14 protein-coding genes are annotated in these 18406 nt (G+C 71.6%); 9 read left to right on the top strand and 5 right to left on the bottom strand.

Annotated features, from left to right (window positions below; all coding sequences use genetic code 11):
- Nucleotides 1–124: 124 nt before the first annotated feature.
- The 3 genes from E0493_RS14730 to E0493_RS14720 form a co-directional block, all read right to left on the bottom strand.
- Nucleotides 125–607: a PaaI family thioesterase gene (locus tag E0493_RS14730; protein ID WP_160937879.1), complete on the bottom strand. Its 483-nt coding sequence runs from the start codon at nucleotides 605–607 to the stop codon at nucleotides 125–127.
- A gap of 32 nt (nucleotides 608–639) precedes the next feature.
- Nucleotides 640–1362, bottom strand: coding sequence for an aspartate/glutamate racemase family protein (locus tag E0493_RS14725; RefSeq protein ID WP_160937877.1), 723 nt, complete (start codon nucleotides 1360–1362; stop codon nucleotides 640–642).
- 145 nt (nucleotides 1363–1507) lie between these two features.
- Complete coding sequence (locus E0493_RS14720) at nucleotides 1508–2893, bottom strand: helix-turn-helix domain-containing protein (RefSeq protein WP_160937875.1); 1386 nt, start codon at nucleotides 2891–2893, stop codon at nucleotides 1508–1510.
- A 150-nt stretch (nucleotides 2894–3043) separates the two neighbouring features.
- Between E0493_RS14720 and aceA the strand changes: the two genes are divergently transcribed.
- The 9 genes from aceA (at nucleotide 3044) to E0493_RS14675 (ending at nucleotide 15111) form a co-directional block, all read left to right on the top strand.
- Nucleotides 3044–4381: an isocitrate lyase gene (gene aceA, locus E0493_RS14715; protein ID WP_160937873.1), complete on the top strand. Its 1338-nt coding sequence runs from the start codon at nucleotides 3044–3046 to the stop codon at nucleotides 4379–4381.
- Nucleotides 4382–4407: 26 nt separating this feature from the next.
- Nucleotides 4408–4569: a hypothetical protein gene (locus tag E0493_RS14710; protein ID WP_160937871.1), complete on the top strand. Its 162-nt coding sequence runs from the start codon at nucleotides 4408–4410 to the stop codon at nucleotides 4567–4569.
- A 133-nt stretch (nucleotides 4570–4702) separates the two neighbouring features.
- On the top strand, nucleotides 4703–5590 hold the full coding sequence (locus tag E0493_RS14705) for a DMT family transporter (protein ID WP_160937869.1): 888 nt from the start codon (nucleotides 4703–4705) through the stop codon (nucleotides 5588–5590).
- Between the two features lie 137 nt (nucleotides 5591–5727).
- The gene (locus tag E0493_RS14700; RefSeq protein WP_160937868.1) at nucleotides 5728–7752 is read left to right on the top strand and encodes a DUF2075 domain-containing protein; all 2025 of its coding nucleotides are present in this window, start codon (nucleotides 5728–5730) and stop codon (nucleotides 7750–7752) included.
- 87 nt (nucleotides 7753–7839) lie between these two features.
- Nucleotides 7840–8610: an SDR family NAD(P)-dependent oxidoreductase gene (locus E0493_RS14695; protein ID WP_160937866.1), complete on the top strand. Its 771-nt coding sequence runs from the start codon at nucleotides 7840–7842 to the stop codon at nucleotides 8608–8610.
- A 139-nt stretch (nucleotides 8611–8749) separates the two neighbouring features.
- A complete protein-coding gene (locus tag E0493_RS14690) occupies nucleotides 8750–9706 on the top strand; it encodes a sugar-binding protein (protein WP_160937864.1) in 957 nt (318 codons plus the stop codon).
- A 6-nt stretch (nucleotides 9707–9712) separates the two neighbouring features.
- Nucleotides 9713–11239 carry a sugar ABC transporter ATP-binding protein gene (locus E0493_RS14685; RefSeq protein WP_160937862.1) on the top strand — a complete coding sequence of 509 codons (1527 nt, stop codon included), beginning with the start codon at nucleotides 9713–9715 and terminating at the stop codon, nucleotides 11237–11239.
- A complete protein-coding gene (locus E0493_RS14680) occupies nucleotides 11236–12219 on the top strand; it encodes an ABC transporter permease (RefSeq protein WP_160937860.1) in 984 nt (327 codons plus the stop codon). The genes E0493_RS14685 and E0493_RS14680 overlap by 4 nt, the downstream gene beginning before the upstream one ends.
- A gap of 213 nt (nucleotides 12220–12432) precedes the next feature.
- Entirely contained in the window at nucleotides 12433–15111 is a 2679-nt protein-coding gene (locus tag E0493_RS14675) for an FtsK/SpoIIIE family DNA translocase (RefSeq protein ID WP_160937858.1), read from the top strand.
- Nucleotides 15112–15173: 62 nt separating this feature from the next.
- On the opposite strand, the gene E0493_RS14670 is transcribed toward E0493_RS14675, so the two are convergent.
- Nucleotides 15174–16292 carry a sensor histidine kinase gene (locus E0493_RS14670; RefSeq protein ID WP_160937856.1) on the bottom strand — a complete coding sequence of 373 codons (1119 nt, stop codon included), beginning with the start codon at nucleotides 16290–16292 and terminating at the stop codon, nucleotides 15174–15176.
- Between the two features lie 192 nt (nucleotides 16293–16484).
- Entirely contained in the window at nucleotides 16485–18218 is a 1734-nt protein-coding gene (gene mdoH / locus E0493_RS14665; protein ID WP_160937854.1) for a glucans biosynthesis glucosyltransferase MdoH, read from the bottom strand.
- Nucleotides 18219–18406 lie beyond the last annotated feature (188 nt).

Genomic DNA, 18406 nt, shown 5'->3' with positions numbered 1-18406 from the left:
CGTGCCGGCGGCACTGCAAGACTGACGGAAAGGAAAGAAGAGGGGGCTGCGGGGGAGAATTCGTCCTTCCCTGGTTCCGACTTCGAGCGACTTCGAGAACAGACCCTCCTTCCCCCGAATCCCTTCACTTTTCGACCGGGCTGCCCTCGACCGTCTCGCTGCCGGCGCGCCAGCGATGCGTGGAGGCGCCGAAGGCCACCAGCTTGCCGGCGGCGTCGAACACCTCGGTGCGGGCAAAGAAGATGTTGCGCCCGCGCGAGACCAGCTTGCCCTCCGCCACGATCCGCCCGCCCGTCACCTGGCCGGTGAAACGGCAGTCGAGGTCGATCGTCACGGCCTTGCGGGTGTTGCCGGGCACGCTGCACCACAGGCCGGCGAAGGCGGCCGCCTGGTCGATCAGCGACAGGATGACGCCGCCATGCACGATGTCGCTGCGGTTCAGGTGCTGCGGGCCGGTGTCGCAGGCCACGCGGGAGTAGCCATCCCGCCACTCGACCAGCCGGATGCCGAGCAGGTCGTGGTAGGGGGGCGCAGGAAAGGCCAAGTCGGAGGCCAGGTCGGAGGCCGGGTCGGAGGCCGGGTCGGAGGCCGGGTCTTGCTCGCTCATGCACAACTCCCTGCCGGGCAGCGGCGGCGGGGTCAAGATGCCAGCCGGGCGGCCAGCGCGGGCGCAAGGCCGGTTGTGGGCGTCCGGCCGGGGCCGGGCGGAACCGGCAGGGGCTCGGCGGCACCGCGCAGCAGGCAATCCAGGCTGTCCAGTACGGGAACGGGCACACGTGGCGCAAGCTGCGGCGCCAGCCCGGCGAGCCCCGCGCCCCCGAGCACAACCACCCCCGCCCCCTCGGCCGCCGCGGTCCGCGCGGCCGCGGCCAGCAACGCCAGCGCGCGCTCCGGCTCGCGGGCGATCATGTCGCCCGTCGGCGCCACGGCGCGGACCAGCACCTGCTCCGCCGCGTGGCCGCGCGAGCGGGCGAACTCCTCCAGCATCGGCACCCAGGGGGCACCGCCGGTGAGCAGGGCGACGCGCGGCGCCATGCGCAGCGCGATGCGCAGGCTGGCATCGGCCATGCCCGCCACCGGAAGGCCCGCCAGTTCGCGCGCGGCGTCCAGGGCCGGGTCGCCGAAGCAGGCGATGGCGATGGCGTCCACCGCGCCGGCATGCGCGGCGACCTGTTCCAGCACCGCATGGCCGGCAATGGCGGCGGCGGTGCGGCTGGCGATGTAGCGCGCGCCGAAGCGGGCGGTCGCCGACCGGAGCGCAACATGCGCGAGCCCCAGCCGCGGCAGCGCCTCCCGCGCCAGGCGCAGCATGCGCTCGGTCATGGCGGCGTCGGTGTTGCCGTTCAGCAGCAGGATGCGCATGGCATGCTCCGGAAAGGATTTCGCCCGAGGTCCCGCCTTCGCCTCGTGCCTCGCGGCGCCCGGCCGCAGCCGGCGCCACATTGGCAGCAGGAGGATGGGGATTGGGGGAACTCATTCCCCGCGAGCCGCGTTCGGCGCGAGCCGCTCACTTGCTGAACCGCCATGGCGCCGTGCTTTCCTCGTGAGGATCGAGGTTGAGCCGATGCTCCAGTGGCGGAAAGGCTCGGCTGCGGCAATCGGCGCGGTCGCAAAGCCGGCAAGAGAGGCCGATGCCGATGCGCGCCTGCTGATGGTCCAGCCCGTCGCCATAGGCGACCTCGGCGGCGCGGGCGATGTCGCAGCCCATGGCGATGACATGCACGGGCGGCGGCTCGCCCCAGCGCATCGCCGGCCCGGCGACGGTGCGGGCGAAGCAGAGGAAGGTGGCGCCATCCGGCAGTTCCGCGACCTGCACGCGCATGCTGCCGGGCGTGGCGAAGGCGGTGTGCGGAATCCAGCGCGGGCAGGAGCCGCCGAAGCGCGCGAAGGGAAAGCCCGCGGCGGAGAAGCGCTTGTCCACATTCCCTGCCGGATCGGCGCGCAGGAAGAAGAAGGGCACGCCGCGCGCGCCCTCGCGCTGCAAGGTGGAAAGCCGGTGCGCCACCTGCTCGAAGCTGACGCCGAAGCGCGCCGCCAGCAGATCGAGGTCGTGCCGCAAGGCGCGGGCCGCGGCGAGAAAGGCGTCATAGGGCATCAGCAGCGCGGCGGCGGCGTAGTTGAGCAGGCCAAGCCGGATCAGCGAGGCCGCCTCGGCGCTGCTCGGCACGGGCTGGAGCAGCGCCTCCGCGGCCTCGCGCGCTTCCAGCAGCATGAGCTGGAAGGCCATCTGGAAGCCGCGGCTCTCGCGCGGGAGGCTTTCCGAAAGCTCCAGCAGCCGGCTGGATGGATCAAAGCGCCGCAAGCTTCCTTCCAGCGGACCGACGCGCACGCGGACGTGGTGGCGGTGCCGCAGACGCTCGGCGATGGCATGGTTCAGCTCGGCGGGCGCGACGGCGAGCTCGGCCCCGATGGTGTCGGCCACCTGCTCCAGGGACGGAAAGACGTTGGCGCGGTCCTGGAAGAAGTCGCGCGCCTCCTCGGTCGGCAGGAGAATGCGCCGGCCGCTCGGCAGGGCGATGCCGCTGGCATCCTCGCGCGCGACGCGCAGCGCGCGGTAGAGCGCCAGCACGGCGCGCGCGGCGTTGGGGGCGCTGCCGGCCAGCGCCTGGATCTCCTCGTCCGGCGTGGCCTCCAGGCCGAGCAGCGGATCGGCCAGCACCTCCCGCAGGCTGTTCTCGAGCTGGTGCTCCTGCGCGCCGGAGAGGACGGCGAGGTCAACCTGAAGGATGTGGCCGAGCTTGATCAAAAGGGCGGCGGTGACGCCGCGCTGGTCGTGCTCGATCAGGTTCAGGTAGCTGGCGGAGATGCCGAGCCGCGCGGCCAGCGCCTGCTGCGTCAGCCTCTGATCCTGGCGCAGGCGGCGAATGGTGCGGCCGATCAGGGGGCGGGCCATTCTTTACAGCCTTTACAATTTTACGCCCTTCACCGTGAAGAACGCCACCATGTTGCAGCCAGGATCGCAGCATGAAGGCTGAACTTCGCACCGGCAATGTGAATTATTGACGCACGGCCGGATGGCCTCCACGACTTCCAGGAGACAAGCATGCGTCCCTCTCCCCGCCCCTGCTTCGCACCGGATGGCAGTTCCTCCGCCGGCGCGCCCGGGGACCGCTTCGCCGGCATCCGCCGCGACTACACGCCGGCCGATGTCGAGCGGCTGGCCGGGTCCTTCCGGATCCGGCACAGCCTGGCCGAGATGGGTGCGCGCCGGCTGTGGCAGCTCCTGCACAGCGAGCCCTATGTGAACACGCTTGGCGCGCTGACCGGCAACCAGGCGCTGCAGCAGGTGAAGGCCGGGCTGAAGGCGATCTATCTCTCCGGCTGGCAGGTGGCGGCGGACGCCAACTCCGCCGGCGAGATGTACCCGGACCAGTCGCTCTACCCCGTGGATTCCGTGCCCAAGGTGGTGCGGCGCATCAACGCCGCGCTGCGCCGCGCCGACCAGATCGCGCACATGGAAGGCAAGGGCGACGACACCGCCTGGATGGCGCCCATCATCGCCGATGCCGAGGCCGGCTTCGGCGGCGCGCTGAACGCCTACGAGCTGATGCGGGCGATGATCGAGGCCGGCGCCGCCGGCGTGCATTTCGAGGACCAGCTCGCCAGCGAGAAGAAGTGCGGCCATCTCGGCGGCAAGGTGCTGGTGCCGATCAGCCAGCACATCCGCACGCTGAACGCCGCCCGCCTCGCCGCGGACGTGGAGGGCGTGCCGACCGTCCTGCTCTGCCGCACCGACGCCGAGAGCGCGCAGCTGCTCACCGCCGATGTTGACGAGCGCGACCGCCCCTTCATCAGCGGAGAGCGCACGGCGGAAGGCTTCTTCCGCATCAAGCCCGGTGTCGGCAAGGACTACGCGATCGCGCGCGGCCTGGCCTATGCGCCCTATGCCGACCTGTTGTGGTGGGAGACCTCGGATCCCGACCTGGATGACGCCCGCGCCTTCGCCGAGGCCATCCATCGCGAGTTCCCGGGCAAGCTGCTGGCCTATAACTGCTCGCCGAGCTTCAACTGGAAGCGCAAGATGGGCGAGGAGGCTGCCGCGCGGTTCCAGCGCGAGATCGGCGCGATGGGCTACAAGTTCCAGTTCATCACGCTGGCCGGCTTCCACAGCCTCAACCACAGCATGTTCCAGCTCGCGCGCGGCTACCGGGAGCGCGGCATGGCCGCCTATTCCGAGCTGCAGCAGGCCGAGTTCGCCGCCGAGGCCGAGGGCTACACCGCCACGCGCCATCAGCGCGAGGTCGGTGTCGGCTACTTCGACGCCGTCGCCAATGCGGCCTCGGGCGGCACCTCCAGCACCACCGCCATGGCGCACAGCACCGAGACGGCGCAGTTCCACAGTGGCAAGCCCGCCCCCGCCGCCCCGGCGATGGCGAAGTGATCAGCACAAGGTAAGGAGCCCCCAGCATGACCGACGAACACGGTTTCGACGATGGCCTGGTGCATGGCCATTCCTGGGCCACCGAGCCGGCCATCGCGCCGGCGCAGCACGGGCGGAAGGGCCCGCCGGACGCCGAGGCCATCCCGACGCCGAGCACCGCCTTCCATGACGACCACATGCAGGGCTGAACCGGCCGGCTGACGGAGCAGGAAAGGCCGGGGACCTCGCCTCCCCCGGCCTTTTCCTGCGCGCGCCCCCCCTTGGCCCGCCGTCCCGCCCCTGCGACCTTGCCGTTCGGAGCTTGGGACGGCCTGGAGTCGGATGTTCACCGCCTATGCGCAGCTGGGGGCCGCCATGGCCCTTGTCGGGATCAATGTGGCGGTGGCGAAGTTGCTGGCGGTGGCGCTGCCGATCGCCATGATTGCCGGGTTGCGCTGCCTGCTGGCCTGTCTGGTGCTCTGGCCCCTGGCCCGCATGATCGAGGGCCGGGTGCACCCATCCGCCCAGGTGCTGCGCAACCTGGCGGGGCAGGCGGTGCTCGGCACCCTTCTCTACAATGCCGCGCTGCTTTCCGGCCTGCGCCACACCACGGCACTGGAGGCCGGCCTGGTGCTCGCCACCTTGCCGGCGGTGATCGCGCTCGGCTCAGCGGTCTGGCTGCGCGAGCGGCTGCCGCGGCGGCAATGGGCGGCGGCGGCGCTGGCGGTCTTCGGCATGGCGGCGATCACCCTGGCGCGGCTGGCGGGCGGCGAGCAGGCTGAGGGCAGCCTGCTCGGCAATGCGCTGGTCTTTCTCGCCGTCTGTGGCGAGGCCTCCTACGTGCTGCTGGCCAAGCGGATCGCAGGCCGCGTGCCTGTGATCACCGCCAGTTTCTGGATGCAGGCCTTCAGCACCGTCTTCCTGCTGCCGTTCTGGCTGCCGTTTCTGGGCGCCGCCGGAGCGCTCGCCGCGCCCGAACTCGCCGGGTTGCTGGTGTTTCACAGCCTCACCGCCTCGGTGCTCTGCCTGCTGCTCTGGTATGCCGGGCTGAAACGCGCTCCCGCGGGCGTGGCCGGCGTGTTCACCGCGCTGCTGCCGGCCGCCGCCGCGGTGGTGGCGGTCGCCCTGCTCGGGGAGGCCTTCCGGCCGATGCACGCGGTGGGCTTCGCGCTGATGCTCGCCAGCATCGGGCTCGCCACCTGGCCGGGAAAGAAGCGCCTGGGGGAATGAATTCCCCCCAGACCCCCTTCTTTCTTCTTCGAGTTTCTTCGCCAGCGGCCCACGCGTCCTTCAACTGAGAGAAAAAAGAAGGGGGGTTGGGGGGAATTCATTCCCCCGCCCTTTTGCAACCCCTAGGATTGCGCGTCATGCAAAGCTGGGTTTCCACCTCCGGCGCCGCGCTGCTGCGCGATGATGCGGCCGACTGGGCCGCACGGCTGGCTGCCGCGCAGTCGCGGCAGCTGCGGGAGGTGCAGCCGACGCAGCTCGCCTCCTGGCAGGCGCTGATCCATCTCCTGCAGCCGGCGCTGCGCCAGGCGGGCGCTTCCCGCTGGACCGTGCTGCTGGAATACGACCTGCTCCGGCTGGAGAAGCGGATCGATGCCATCCTGCTGACGGACCGCGCCATCCTCGTCATCGAATTCAAGCACAACGCCGCCACCTGGCTGCCGCAGGACGCGGCGCAGGTGGAGGATTACGCGCTGGACGTCTACGACTTTCACGCCGGCAGCCGGGAACACCCCGTGGTGCCCATCCTTGTGGCCAGCGATGCGCCGGCGCGCCCTGCGTCGCTGCCGCTGCTTTGGCATGGCGTGACGCCCGTGCTCCAGAGCAACGCCGCCGGCCTCGCCAGCTTGCTTCAAGACCTCCAGGCCGCCATCCCCGCGCCCGCCCGGCCGCTCGACGCGGCCGTCTGGACGAGCGCGCCCTATCGGCCGGTACCGACCATCGTCGAGGCGGCGCAACGGCTGTTCGACCGGCACGGGGTGGAGGACATCGCCGCCGCCCGCGCCGATGCCGCCAATCTGGGCCGCACCACCGCCGCCATCCGCCGCGCCATCGCCGAGGCGCGCCAGAAGCGGCGCCGCCTGGTGGTCTTCGTCACCGGCATTCCCGGCGCGGGCAAGACGCTGTGCGGGCTGAACCTCGTCTTCGGCGCGGCAGCGGAGGCCGGGGCAGCCTTTCTGACCGGCAACGCGCCGCTCGTCGCCGTGCTGCGCGGCGCGCTCGAGCGGGATGCCGCGGCGCGCCAGGGCCGCGGCAGCCGCCAGCCGCGCCGCGAGGCCCGAACCCTGCTGCAGAACGTGCACCGCTTCCTGGAACACCATATCCGCGCCGCCGACCAGGTGCCGCACGAGCACGTTGTGGTCTTCGACGAGGCGCAGCGCGCCTGGGACGCCGCGCAGGCCGGGCGCGACACCCGGCGCCGCCGCTCCATCCTGTCGGATTCCGAGCCCGCACACATGCTGGAGATCATGGGACGCGCCGCGGACTGGTCGGTGATCGTCGCGCTGATCGGCAACGGCCAGGAGATCAACACCGGCGAGGCGGGCCTGGCCGAATGGGGCCGGGTGATCGCCAGCAGCGGCGGGCGCTGGCAGGCGGTTGCGGCCCCCTGCGTCCTGGGCGCGGCCGAACCGGCACAGCGGCTGGTGGAAGCTCAGCCGAGCTGGCTGGCGCTCGATCCCGAGCTCGACCTGACGGTTCCGATCCGCTCGGTGCACCACGACCATGCGGCGCTCTGGGTGGACGCCGTGCTGAACGACCAGCCCGAGAAAGCCGCCGCCATCGCCGGCCGAGGCGACCTGCCGTTCCGCCTGACGCGCGACCTCGCCGCCTTGCGCGCCGCCTTGCGCCACCGGGCGCGCGGGCTGCGCCGCGCGGGGCTGGTCTGCTCCGCCAAGGCGAAGCGGCTGCGGGCCGAAGGGCTGGGCGCGCAGCTGCACGGCGCCGACGACGAGGTGGTGAACTGGTTCCTCCGCCGCTGGCCCGACATCCGCGCCTCCGACGCACTGGAGGTCTGCGCCACCGAGTATGCCTGCCAGGGGCTGGAACTGGATCTGGTCGGCCTCGCCTGGGGCGGCGACTTCGTCCGCCGGGGCGGGTGCTGGCAGGCGCGGCGCTTCGCCGGGAACCGCTGGACCACGGTCGGGCAGGACGAGACGCGCCGCCATATCCGCAACACCTATCGCGTGCTGCTGACCCGCGCGCGCTATGAAACGCTCATCTTCGTTCCCGCCGGCAGCACCGGGGATGCCACCCGGCCCATCGCGGAGGCGGACGCCATCGCGCGCTATCTCCTGGCCTGCGGACTGCCGCCGCTGGAGGCGATGCCGGACGCCGCCCCGTTTCCGCCGCCGCTTCTCGCCGGGCACGACCTCGCGCCGGCATGACCGCGCGGCGCATTGCGCCCTCCCGCGAAGCGGCCCACCGTAGGCATGGCGCCGGCGGCAGTGCCGCGGGAGCAGGGAGAAACATTCATGCAACAGAAAGCGATCTATCCGGACCTGGATGGGCGCAGCGTGTTCATCACCGGCGGCGGCAGCGGCATCGGTGCCGCCCTGACCCGCGCCTTCGCCCGCCAGGGCAGCAAGGTCGCCTTCGTCGACATCGCTGATGCGGACAGCGAGGCGCTGGTCCGCTCCATCCGGGAGGAAGGCGTCAGGCACGCGCCGCTGTTCCTGCATTGCGACCTGCGCGACATCGCCGCCCTGCGCGAATCGGTGGCCCGGGCGCAGCAGGCGCATGGCGACATCACCGTGCTGCTCAACAACGCCGCGCATGACGAGCGCCACGCCGTCGAGTCGGTGACGCCCGAATATTTCGACGACCGCATCGCCGTGAACCAGCGCCACGTCTTCTTCGCTTCCCAGGCCGTGCTGCCGCAGATGCAGCGTGCCGGCGGCGGCGCGATCGTCAATTTCGGCTCGGTGAGCTGGAAGCTGCGGCAGGGGGGCATGCCCGCCTACACCATGGCCAAGGCCTCCATGCAGGGCCTGACACGTGGCCTCGCGCGCGACTACGGCAAGCAGAACATCCGGGTGAACACGCTTGTGCCGGGCTGGGTGATGACCGAGCGCCAGCTCAAGCTCTGGGTGACGCCCGAGGCGGAGCGCGAGATCGACGCCGGCCAGGCGCTCGCCGGCCGCGTGCGGCCCGAGAACATCGCCGACATGGCGCTGTTCCTGGCGTCCGACGCGGCTTCCATGTGCTCGGCCCAGGAGTTCGTGGTGGATGGCGGCTGGACCTGATCCGGGCCCCGATCACAGCTTCGTGCAGGGGCGGGCACCGCCTGCCCCGTCGTGCCACGGCTCTGCTAGCCTCCCCGCCAACAGCCGGACTTTGGCTGAGGATCCGTCAGAGATCCACAAGGAAGCGACAGGAGAGATCATGAACCGGCGTTCATTGCTGGCCGCTCCCGCGGCGCTCGCACTCGCCACGCTGCCGCGCGGACTCGCCGCGCAGGAAAAGCCCACATTGGCCTTTGTGGTCAACGTTTCCGCCGACTTCTGGACCATTGCGCGGCGCGGCATCGAGAAGGCGAACCGCGAGCACCCCGATTACAACATGGAAATGATCGTGCCGGGCCAGGCCAGCGCCGCCGAGCAGCGCCGCATCGTGGACGCGCTGCTGGCCCGCAAGGTGGCCGGCATCGCCATCTCCGCCATCAATCCCGGCAACTCGACGGACATGCTGAACCGCGCCGCCGAGCAGTGCGTGCTGTTCACCACCGACAGCGACGCGCCGAAGAGCAACCGCGTGGTCTATATCGGCACCGACAACGTCGCCGCCGGGCGCGAGGCCGGCAAGCAGATGATGCGGGCGCTGCCCAACGGCGGCAAGGCGATGCTGTTCGTCGGCACCATGGACGCCGACAACGCGCGCGAGCGCGTTCAGGGCATCCGCGAGGCGCTGCAGGGCAGCAAGATCGAGATCGTCGACATCCGCACCGACGAATCGGACATCGCGCGCGCCAAGCGCAACGTTGAGGACACGCTGGCCCGCTACAGCGACATCAACCTGCTCACCGGGCTCTGGGCCTACAACACGCCGCAGATCTACCAGGCCGTGAAGGCGGCGGGCGCGGAGAGCAAGGTGAAGATCGTGGGCTTCGACGAGGACGCGCTGACCCTGCGCGGCATCGCCGACGGCACCATTCTCTCCACCGTGGTGCAGCAGCCCTACGAGTTCGGCTACCAGAGCATGGTCGGCATGATCAAGGTGCTGAAGGGCGACCGCGGCTTCATCCCCGAGAGCAAGCAGATCATCATCCCGACGCGGATCATCGACAGCTCCAACGTGAAGGAGTTCCAGGGGCACATGCGCGAGCTGCTGCGCGGCGCGTAGGGCAAGATGCAGCCGCTGCTGGAACTGACCGGGATCGGCAAGACCTATCCCGGCGTCCGCGCGCTGGACGGGGTCAGCCTGCACCTGGACCGTGGCGAGGTCCTCGGGCTGATCGGCGAGAACGGCGCCGGCAAGTCCACGCTGATGAAGATCCTGGGCGGCGTCGTGCCGCCCAGCGAGGGGCGGATCCGCATCGGCGGGATGGAATACCCGCACCTCGGCGTGGCGACGGCGACCCGCGCCGGCCTCGCTTTCGTCCACCAGGAGCTGAACCTCTTCGACAACCTCGACGTCGCCGCCAATATCCTGTTCGGGCGGGAGCCGCTGCGCGGCGGCCCGCTGCGCCTGCTGGACCGCCGCGCGGCGCATGAGCGGGTGCGGCCGATCCTGGCGCGGCTGGGCGCCGACTTCTCGCCCGACACGCCGGTGGCCGAGCTGTCCATCGCGCAGCGCCAGCTGGTCGAGATCGCCCGCGCCCTGGCGGCCGAGGCGCGCATCATCATCCTGGACGAGCCGACCTCCTCCCTCACCCTCTCCGAGACGGCACGGCTGCTGACCCTCGTGAAGGAGCTGCGCGCCGCCGGGGTCGGCCTCATCTACATCACCCACCGCCTGGGCGAGATCGTGGACTGCGCCGACCGCGTGGTCTGCCTGCGCGACGGCAGGCTGGTCGGCGCGCTGCGGCGGGAGGAGATCGAGCACGCGGCGATGATCCGCCTCATGATCGGGCGCGAGCTGCGCGCGCTCTACACGCCGCCGGCGCAGCCGCCCGGCGAGGGCGGGCTGGAGGCCGCAGGCCTCGTCACCGGCGCCTTTCCCGGGCGGGCGCTCGACCTGCACATCCGGCCCGGCGAGATCCTCGGCATGGCCGGGCTGGTGGGCGCCGGGCGTACCTCGCTGGCGCGCACCCTGTTCGGCATCGACCCGCCGCTGGCCGGCACGATCCGGCTGGACGGCCGCCCCCTCGCCATCCGCAGCCCGAAGGACGCGGTGGCCGCCGGCATCTACCTCGTGCCGGAGGACCGCAAGCGCGCCGGGCTGGTGCTGGAGATGCCGATCGTCGAGAACGTCACCCTCGCCAGCGCGCCGAACTATGCGCGGATGGGTCTGATGCACCGCGCCGCCGAATGGAAGGCGAGCGAGACGCAGCGCGCCGGGCTGCGCATCAAGGCGCCCTCCAGCGCGACGCGCGCCAACACCCTTTCCGGTGGCAACCAGCAGAAGGTGGTGCTCGGCAAGTGGCTGAGCATGGCGCCGCGGGTGATCCTGTTCGATGAGCCGACGCGCGGCATCGACGTCGGCGCCAAGGGCGAGATCTACGGGCTGATGCGCGCGCTGGCCGACCGCGGCGTCGCCATCCTGATGATCTCCAGCGACATGGAGGAGGTGCTCGGCGTGAGCGACCGGATCGTGGTGATGCATGAGGGCCGCATCAGCGGCGGGCTGGAGCGCGCCGGCTTCAGCGAGCAGGCCGTGCTGCGCCTGGCCATCGGCCATGGCGAGCCGGCGCGGGCGGAGGCGGCGCAGGCATGAGCAAGAAGGAGCTCGGCCTCGCCGTGCTGCTGATCGTCATCGGCGGCTTCACGGCGATCCTCAACCCGCTCTTCCTGTCCAGCGTGAACCTGCTGAACATGGCCAACCTGATCGGGCTGTTCGGGGTGTTCAGCATCGGCCAGGGCCTCATCATCATCACCGGGGGCATCGACCTCTCGGTGGGCTCGATGTTCGCGCTGCTCGGCGTGATCCTGGTGGACCTGCTGGTGAACTACGAGCTGCCCTGGCCGCTCGCCGTGCTGATCATCATCGGCGCCGGCACCACGCTTGGCCTGCTGCACGGGCTGCTGGTCACGCGGCTGCGGCTGCAGCCCTTCGTCGTCACGCTCTGCGGCCTGCTGATCTACCGCGGCATCGCCCGCTACTACACGGCCGATTCCACCATGGGCTTCGGCTATGCCGGGGATATCGACACCATCACCTGGCTGGCCTCCGGCCGCAGCTTCGGCATCCCCAACCCCTTCCTGTTCCTGGTGGTGGTGGCGGCCGTCATGGGGGTGGTGCTGCACCGGACGGTGTTCGGCCGCTACCTCTACGCCGTCGGCCGCAACGACGAGGCGGCGCGCCATTCCGGCATCAACGCCGACGCGGTGATCACCGGCGCCTACCTGCTGGGCGGCGGGCTGGCCGGCCTCGCCACCGTGCTGCTGGTCTTCTACACCAGCTCGGTCTCGCCCTCATCCTTCGGCAACTTCTACGAGCTTTACGCCATCGCGGCGGCGGTGCTGGGCGGCTGCTCCCTGCGCGGCGGCGAGGGCAGCATCCTCGGCATCGTGCTGGGCACCGTGCTGCTGCAGATCCTGCAGAACCTGGTGAACATCCTGGGCATTCCCTCCTCGCTGAACTTCGCGGTGATGGGCGGCGTGATCCTGCTGGGCGTGATCGCCGACCAGCAGCTCGGCCGGCGCAAGCAGAAGGCGCAGCTCCAGCGCAGCCAGGCGCTGGCAGCGGCCGAATAGGGCCGGGAGGAGGGCCTTTTTCCCTCCTTGTCCCCTTCTCCCGGCGTGCGGCGGGGTTCCAGGGGCGGCGCTCCTGGCTTGCTTCCACCGCGAGTCGCGCGGCCTGGTGCCGCGTCCGCCGCCAGGATCGTTGATCGTTGGCGTATTCCTTCTGCGCCAAGGCTTTGCCGTGCTAGGTTGAGGCCATTGCTCAGCAACAGATGACTGAGGCCCATGCCGCGCGCCCTTGCCGACCGCCATAACCCGTCTTCGCCTGCTTCCGCCGAGGGCCGCCTTGCCGCCAGCACGCGCCGCTTTGCCTCTCCCGCGCTGAGGGCCGCCCTGGCGCGGCGCCTTGCCGAGCTGACGGGCCTGCTGCTCGGCCTTGGCGGGCTGGGTCTGCTGGTCGCCCTGGCCAGCTACAACCCCGCCGATCCCTCGCTTTCCACCGCCACGGATCAGGCGCCCACCAACCTGGCGGGTCCGTCCGGCGCCATCACCGCCGACCTGCTGCTGCAGAGCTTCGGCTGGGCCGGCCTGCTGCCGGTCGCGGTGATGCTGGCCTGGGCCTGGCGCCTGGCGACGCACAAGGGGCTGGCGCCTTTCGCGGCACGGATCGCCGCCGTGCTGGCCGCGGTGCCGATGCTGGCCGCCGCCCTCGCCCTGGCGCCGCTGCCATCCGGTCAGCCCGCCCTGCCTGGCCCGGGCGGCGCCGCCGGCGCCTTGCTGGCGGAGCACATCGATGGAATCGCCGGCGCCGCGCTGGGGCCTTTCGGAAACATCGTCGGGCAGGTGGCCGTGCTGGCACTGGCCGGCTCGCTTTCCTTCGCCGCGCTCGGCATCCCGCTGCTCGCCTGGCGGCAGGCCGGGCGGGCGGCGGGCCACGCGGCGCGCGGCAGCGCCGGGCTGACCGCGCGGCTGATGCGCCGCAGCCTCGCCAGCGCCCCGCCGCCTCCGCAGTACGCCCGCTGGGAAGCGGAGGAGGCGGATGATGAGGAGACCGGGCCGAGCCTCGGCACCCGCCTCGCCGCTCCCTTCCGTGCGGTGGGCGGCGCCGTAGGCGGCGCCATGGGCGGCCTGTTCGCCCGCCGGGCGGAGGCACCCTCGCCGCAGCTTGCCGCCATGCTCCGAGCGGCCGACGCCGCCGCCGCCGAGGCGCCGCCGCCGCGTGGCCGCCAGGCGCCGCTGGTGCCGCCGCCCGGCCACGATGTCACGCCCCGCCGCTCCATTCCCGCAGCGGCGCCCGCTCCTGCGGCGGCCGAGACGGATGAGGGCGAGGACGAGGAGAATTTCGTCCCGGAGATGCCGGCGCCGCGCGCGGCGCCGCCCGCGGCCACGCCGCGCGTGATGGAGCGGCTGATGCCCCGCCGCGCCAGGCCGGAGCCCGAGCCGCAGCCGCACGGCCCCTTCAAGCTGCCGCCGCTCGACCTGCTGGCGCCCCCGCCCGCGCGCCGCGCCACCGGCCCCTCGGAGGAGCAGCTGCAGGGCAACGCCCGCCAGCTCGAATCCGTGCTGGAGGACTATGGCGTGCGCGGCCGCATCGTGGAGGTCCGCCCCGGCCCGGTGGTCACGCTCTACGAGCTGGAGCCGGCGCCCGGCACCAAGTCGGCCCGCGTCATCGGCCTGGCCGACGACATCGCCCGCAGCATGAGCGTCATGGCGGTGCGCATCGCCACCGTCCCCGGCCGCAACGTGATCGGCATCGAGCTGCCGAACGCCAAGCGCGAGATGGTCTATTTCAGCGAGATGCTGATCGCCGAGGACTGGGCGCGCCAGACCGGCAAGCTGCCGCTGGCGCTGGGCAAGGACATCGGCGGCGCGCCGGTGATCGCCGACCTCGCCCGCATGCCGCATCTGCTGATCGCCGGCACCACCGGCTCGGGCAAGTCGGTCGGCATCAACACCATGATCCTGTCGCTGCTCTACCGGTTCAGCCCGGACGAGTGCCGCTTCATCATGATCGACCCGAAGATGCTGGAGCTCTCGGTCTATGACCGCATCCCGCACCTCCTGGCCCCGGTCGTGACGGAGCCGCCCAAGGCGATCGGCGCGCTGAAATGGACGGTGCGCGAGATGGAGCGGCGCTACCGCGCCATGTCGCAGCTCGGCGTCCGCAACATCGGCGGCTACAACGAGAAGGTGCAGGCCGCCCAGGCGCGCGGCGAGGTGCTGAGCCGCCGCGTGCAGACCGGCTTCGACCCGGACACCGGCAAGCCGGTCTTCGAGGAGCAGCCGCTGGCCCTCGCCCCGCTGCCGCTGATCGTCGTGGTCATCGACGAGATGGCCGACCTGATGATCGTCGCCGGCAAGGAGATCGAGGCCGCCGTGCAGCGCCTGGCGCAGATGGCGCGCGCCGCCGGCATCCACGTCATCATGGCGACGCAGCGCCCCTCGGTGGACGTCATCACCGGCACCATCAAGGCCAACTTCCCGACCCGCATCTCCTTCCAGGTGACCTCCAAGATCGACAGCCGCACCATCCTCGGCGAGATGGGCGCCGAGCAGCTGCTGGGCCAGGGCGACATGCTGCACATGGCCGGCGGCGGGCGCGTCAGCCGCGTGCACGGCCCCTTTGTCTCGGATGCCGAGGTGGAGCGGGTGGTGGAGTGGCTGCGCGAGCAGGGCGAGCCCGCCTATATCGAGGAGGTCACCGAAAGCGATGAGGAAGAGGGCGATTCCGGCCTTTCCGGCATCGCCGGCGCCTCGGACGGCGAGAAGGGCCTGTTCGACCAGGCGGTGGCGCTGGTGACGCGGGAGGGCAAGGCCTCCACCTCCTTCATCCAGCGGCACCTCTCGATCGGCTACAACCGCGCCGCCAAGCTGATCGAGCAGATGGAGAAAGAAGGCGTCGTCGGGCCGGCCAATCATGTCGGCAAGCGCGAGGTGCTGGCCCGGCGCAGCGACGAGGACTGAGCCGCATCCCGCCCCGGAAGGCGCTGCCGCCCGGGGCTCGCCCGGGCGGCAGCGCCCCGCGGTCAGGCCGGCGCGCTGGCGGGCTGCTGCCGTGAGCCGGGAAAGCTGACCGACACCACCGTTCCCTGCCCCCTCGGCCCGGCTTCGACAGAGGCCGTCCCCTTGGCCTGCCGGGCGAGCAGTTCCACCAGCCGCAGCCCGAGCGAGCCCTCCCGGCGCTGCGCCGGCAGGCCGACCCCGTCATCCTCCACCCGCAGCATCATCCGGCCCTCGCCCTGCGCGGCGAGGCGCACCAGGATGTGGCCATGCCGGCCGTCGGGAAAGGCGTGCTTGAAGGCGTTGGTCAGCGCCTCGCCGACGATCAGCCCCAGCGGCACCGTGGTATCGGGGCCCCAGACCGCCTCCTCATCCGCCTCGACCTCCACCCGCACCTGGTTCGGGCCCGCGGCATGGCTTTCCTCCACCTCGCGGCAGAGCCGGCGCAGATAGTCGGCGGCCTGGATGCTGCGCGGGTTCTCGCTCTCATAGGTCAGCAGCGCATGCACTGCGCTGATGCGCCGCAGCCGCGCCATGGCGGTTTCCAGCGCTTTCCGGGTCGCCTCGTCGCGGGACTGGCGCGCCTGGATGGCCAGCAGGCCGATGGCGAGCTGCAGGGCGTTCTTGGTGCGGTGGTTCACCTCGCGCACCAGGAAGTCCCGGAAGCGGAGATCCTCCTCCCCCTGCGCCAGCGCGTCGCGCAGCACCGCCTCGGTGCGTTGCCGGCGCTCGGTTTCCTCCTTCAGCCTCGCATTGGCCTCGCGCAGCCGCCGCATGCGCGCTTCGGCACGCCGCTCCGCGACCTCCTTGCCTTCGCGCAGCCGGCGCTCCTGCGCGACGCGCTCCGTGATGTCCAGAAAGGTCAGGAGGTGCTCCGCCCTGCCCTCCCCTGGCGGGGCGAGAAAGACGACGCACCAGATCGCGTGTCCGTCGGCGGCCTGAATCGGCAGGGTCTCGGCGTGCCGGCGCCGCGCCGCCAGCGCCGACCGGAAGCGCTCCACCGCCGCAGGCTCCGCATCCGCGCCGAGCAGCGAGAGGCAGCTCCGGCCGAGAACAGCCGCCGCGGCATAGCCGCCCATCTCCAGAAAGGCGGGACTGGCGGCGAGCACCGGATGCTCCTCGGCCTGCGCGCCGGCCCGCAGCATCGGCAGGCCTGCCGCGCACGGGCCGTCGGCAACCGCACTTCCAGGCCCGAGGCCTTTCTTTTGCTTCCCCATCTGGCTGCGCTTCCACTCCGGCACCAGGGCGAGATTGGGTGTTCGCGGCGCCGCGCAATCCGGCTGCACCAAGGCCCGGCGCAGAATGGCGCAAGATCGCCGGAGGGCGGGGAAAAACCTCTACCCGGCGCCGGCGCCCACCAGCCTGCGCGGCGGCATCGCCGGGGGCGCGGGCGCTTCCTCGGGCGTGCGGCACAGGCCCTTGCGGCGCAGCCAGGCCGCGAAGGCAGGGCTGCTGGAAAGGACGCAGAAGGGAACCGCGGCCAGCAATGGCAGCAGGAACGGCGCGCCCCAGGCCCAGGCGGAGCCGCCGGCGGCCAGCAGCCCCGCCAGCCCGAGCAGGCCCAGCAGACTATGCGGCCAGAGCAGCCGCGCCGCGTCCTGCCAGGAAATGCCGCGCGCCACCCGGTTCTGCGGCAGCCAGCCGGCGCCACCGCCGAAGGGCAGGCGCAGCAGGAACAGCGCCTTGTCGGCCAGCGTCACCGGATCGAGCAGCATGGTGAACAGGATCTCCGCCCCGGCACCGCGCAGCACGGCGAGGCGGCCGCCATAGGGCGCCGCCCGTCCGGCGCAGAGCAGCAGTTCGGCATAGCCCAGCAGCTTCGGCGCGTAGAGCGCCGCCCAGCCTGCCAGCATCAGGCCCAGCAGCGGCCCGGCGGGCGTGGTGGCGCCGCCGCCGCTGGCGGCGTTCAGCACCGCCGCCCCGAGCAGCAGCAACCAGAACGGCGCGGCCAGGAAGAGCAGGATGGCCTGCAGCAATTGCATCCGGCCCATCGCGGTCAGGCCGGGCAGGCGCAGCAGCGCGAGGTACTGCATGTTGCCGGCGCCCCAGCGCCGATCGCGCGCCAGGAAATCCGGCAAGGTGGGTGGACTGCCCTCCAGGCTGCCTGCCTCCACCGGCAGGCAGCGCACCTTCCAGCCGGCGGCATGCAGGCGCACCGCCTCGATCTGGTCATGGCTCAGGATCGGGCTGCCGTCCGGCAGGGCTTCCAGCCGCGCATGGGCGCGGAAAGGCGCGATGCGCAGAATGGCGTTGTGGCCCCAGTATGGCCCCTGGTCGAGCTGCCACCAGGCCTGCCCGGTGGCCCAGATCCGCATGCCGGCCCGCATGCCGAACTGGAAGAGCCGCGGGAAGGCAGCCTCCGCCGGGCGGCCGACGATGAGCTGCTGCACGATGGCCAGGCCTGGGTCGGCCTCCATCAGGGCCACCAGCCGCAGCACGGCTCCAGCCGACATCTCGGAATCCGCGTCGAGGCTGATGAACAGCGCATGGTCCCCGGCATGGTGATCCAGGAAGTCCATCACGTTGCCCGCCTTGAACCCGGTGTTGCGGCGGCGGCGGCGATAGCGGACGGGAATCACGCGCCGTTCCCGCGCGGCGGCGAAGGCGGCCACGGCCCGCTCCTCCTCCGCGGCCAGCAGGGCATCCTGCGTGTCGGACAGCAGCCAGAGGGTGAAGCGGTGCCCCGCCCCGGCTGCCTCCAGCCCGTCGAGCAGCGGCACCAGGGAGGGCAGCACCACGCCCATGTCCTCGTTGCGGAGGCAAAGCGCCAGTGCCGTCCGCAGCCGCGGCGGGCCGGGCGGCAGATGCGCCAGTTGCGGCAGCACGGCCAGAGCGGGTTCCCCCTGGCGCAGCCGCAGGGCGAAACCGAGCAGCGCATTGCCGGCGCAGAGGCAGATCCAGGGCAGGAGACCCAGCCAGGCGAGCAGCGTCACCATTTCCCACACGGTCCAGCCGCCGGGCGCGAGCGCATGCCAGAGCAGGCTGCTCAACCCTGCACCGGCCAGCAGGCAAGGCAGCGGAAACACCACGCGGCGCAGGCGCGGCCGTTCGGCGGCAAGACGGGCGTCCAAAGTGGTCACCTGAACAAGGAAGCCGAGAATCGTGGCGAGATTTGGCTGGTCGGCAGCATGGAAGGAAGACCGGGGGAATGAACCCCCCTGGCCCCCTTCCTTTCCTTCAAGTTCCCAGGCGGGCAAGTTCCCAGGCGGGCAAGTTCCCAGGCGGGCCGGAAGCGCTGCGCCAAGGCCGGGAGAGAGGA

Source organism: Teichococcus coralli (genome assembly GCF_009829925.1).
GTDB classification, from domain to species: domain Bacteria; phylum Pseudomonadota; class Alphaproteobacteria; order Acetobacterales; family Acetobacteraceae; genus Pseudoroseomonas; species Pseudoroseomonas coralli.
The sequence above is the reverse complement of the archived record's forward strand: the minus strand, read 5'-3'. Positions and strand labels throughout refer to the sequence as shown.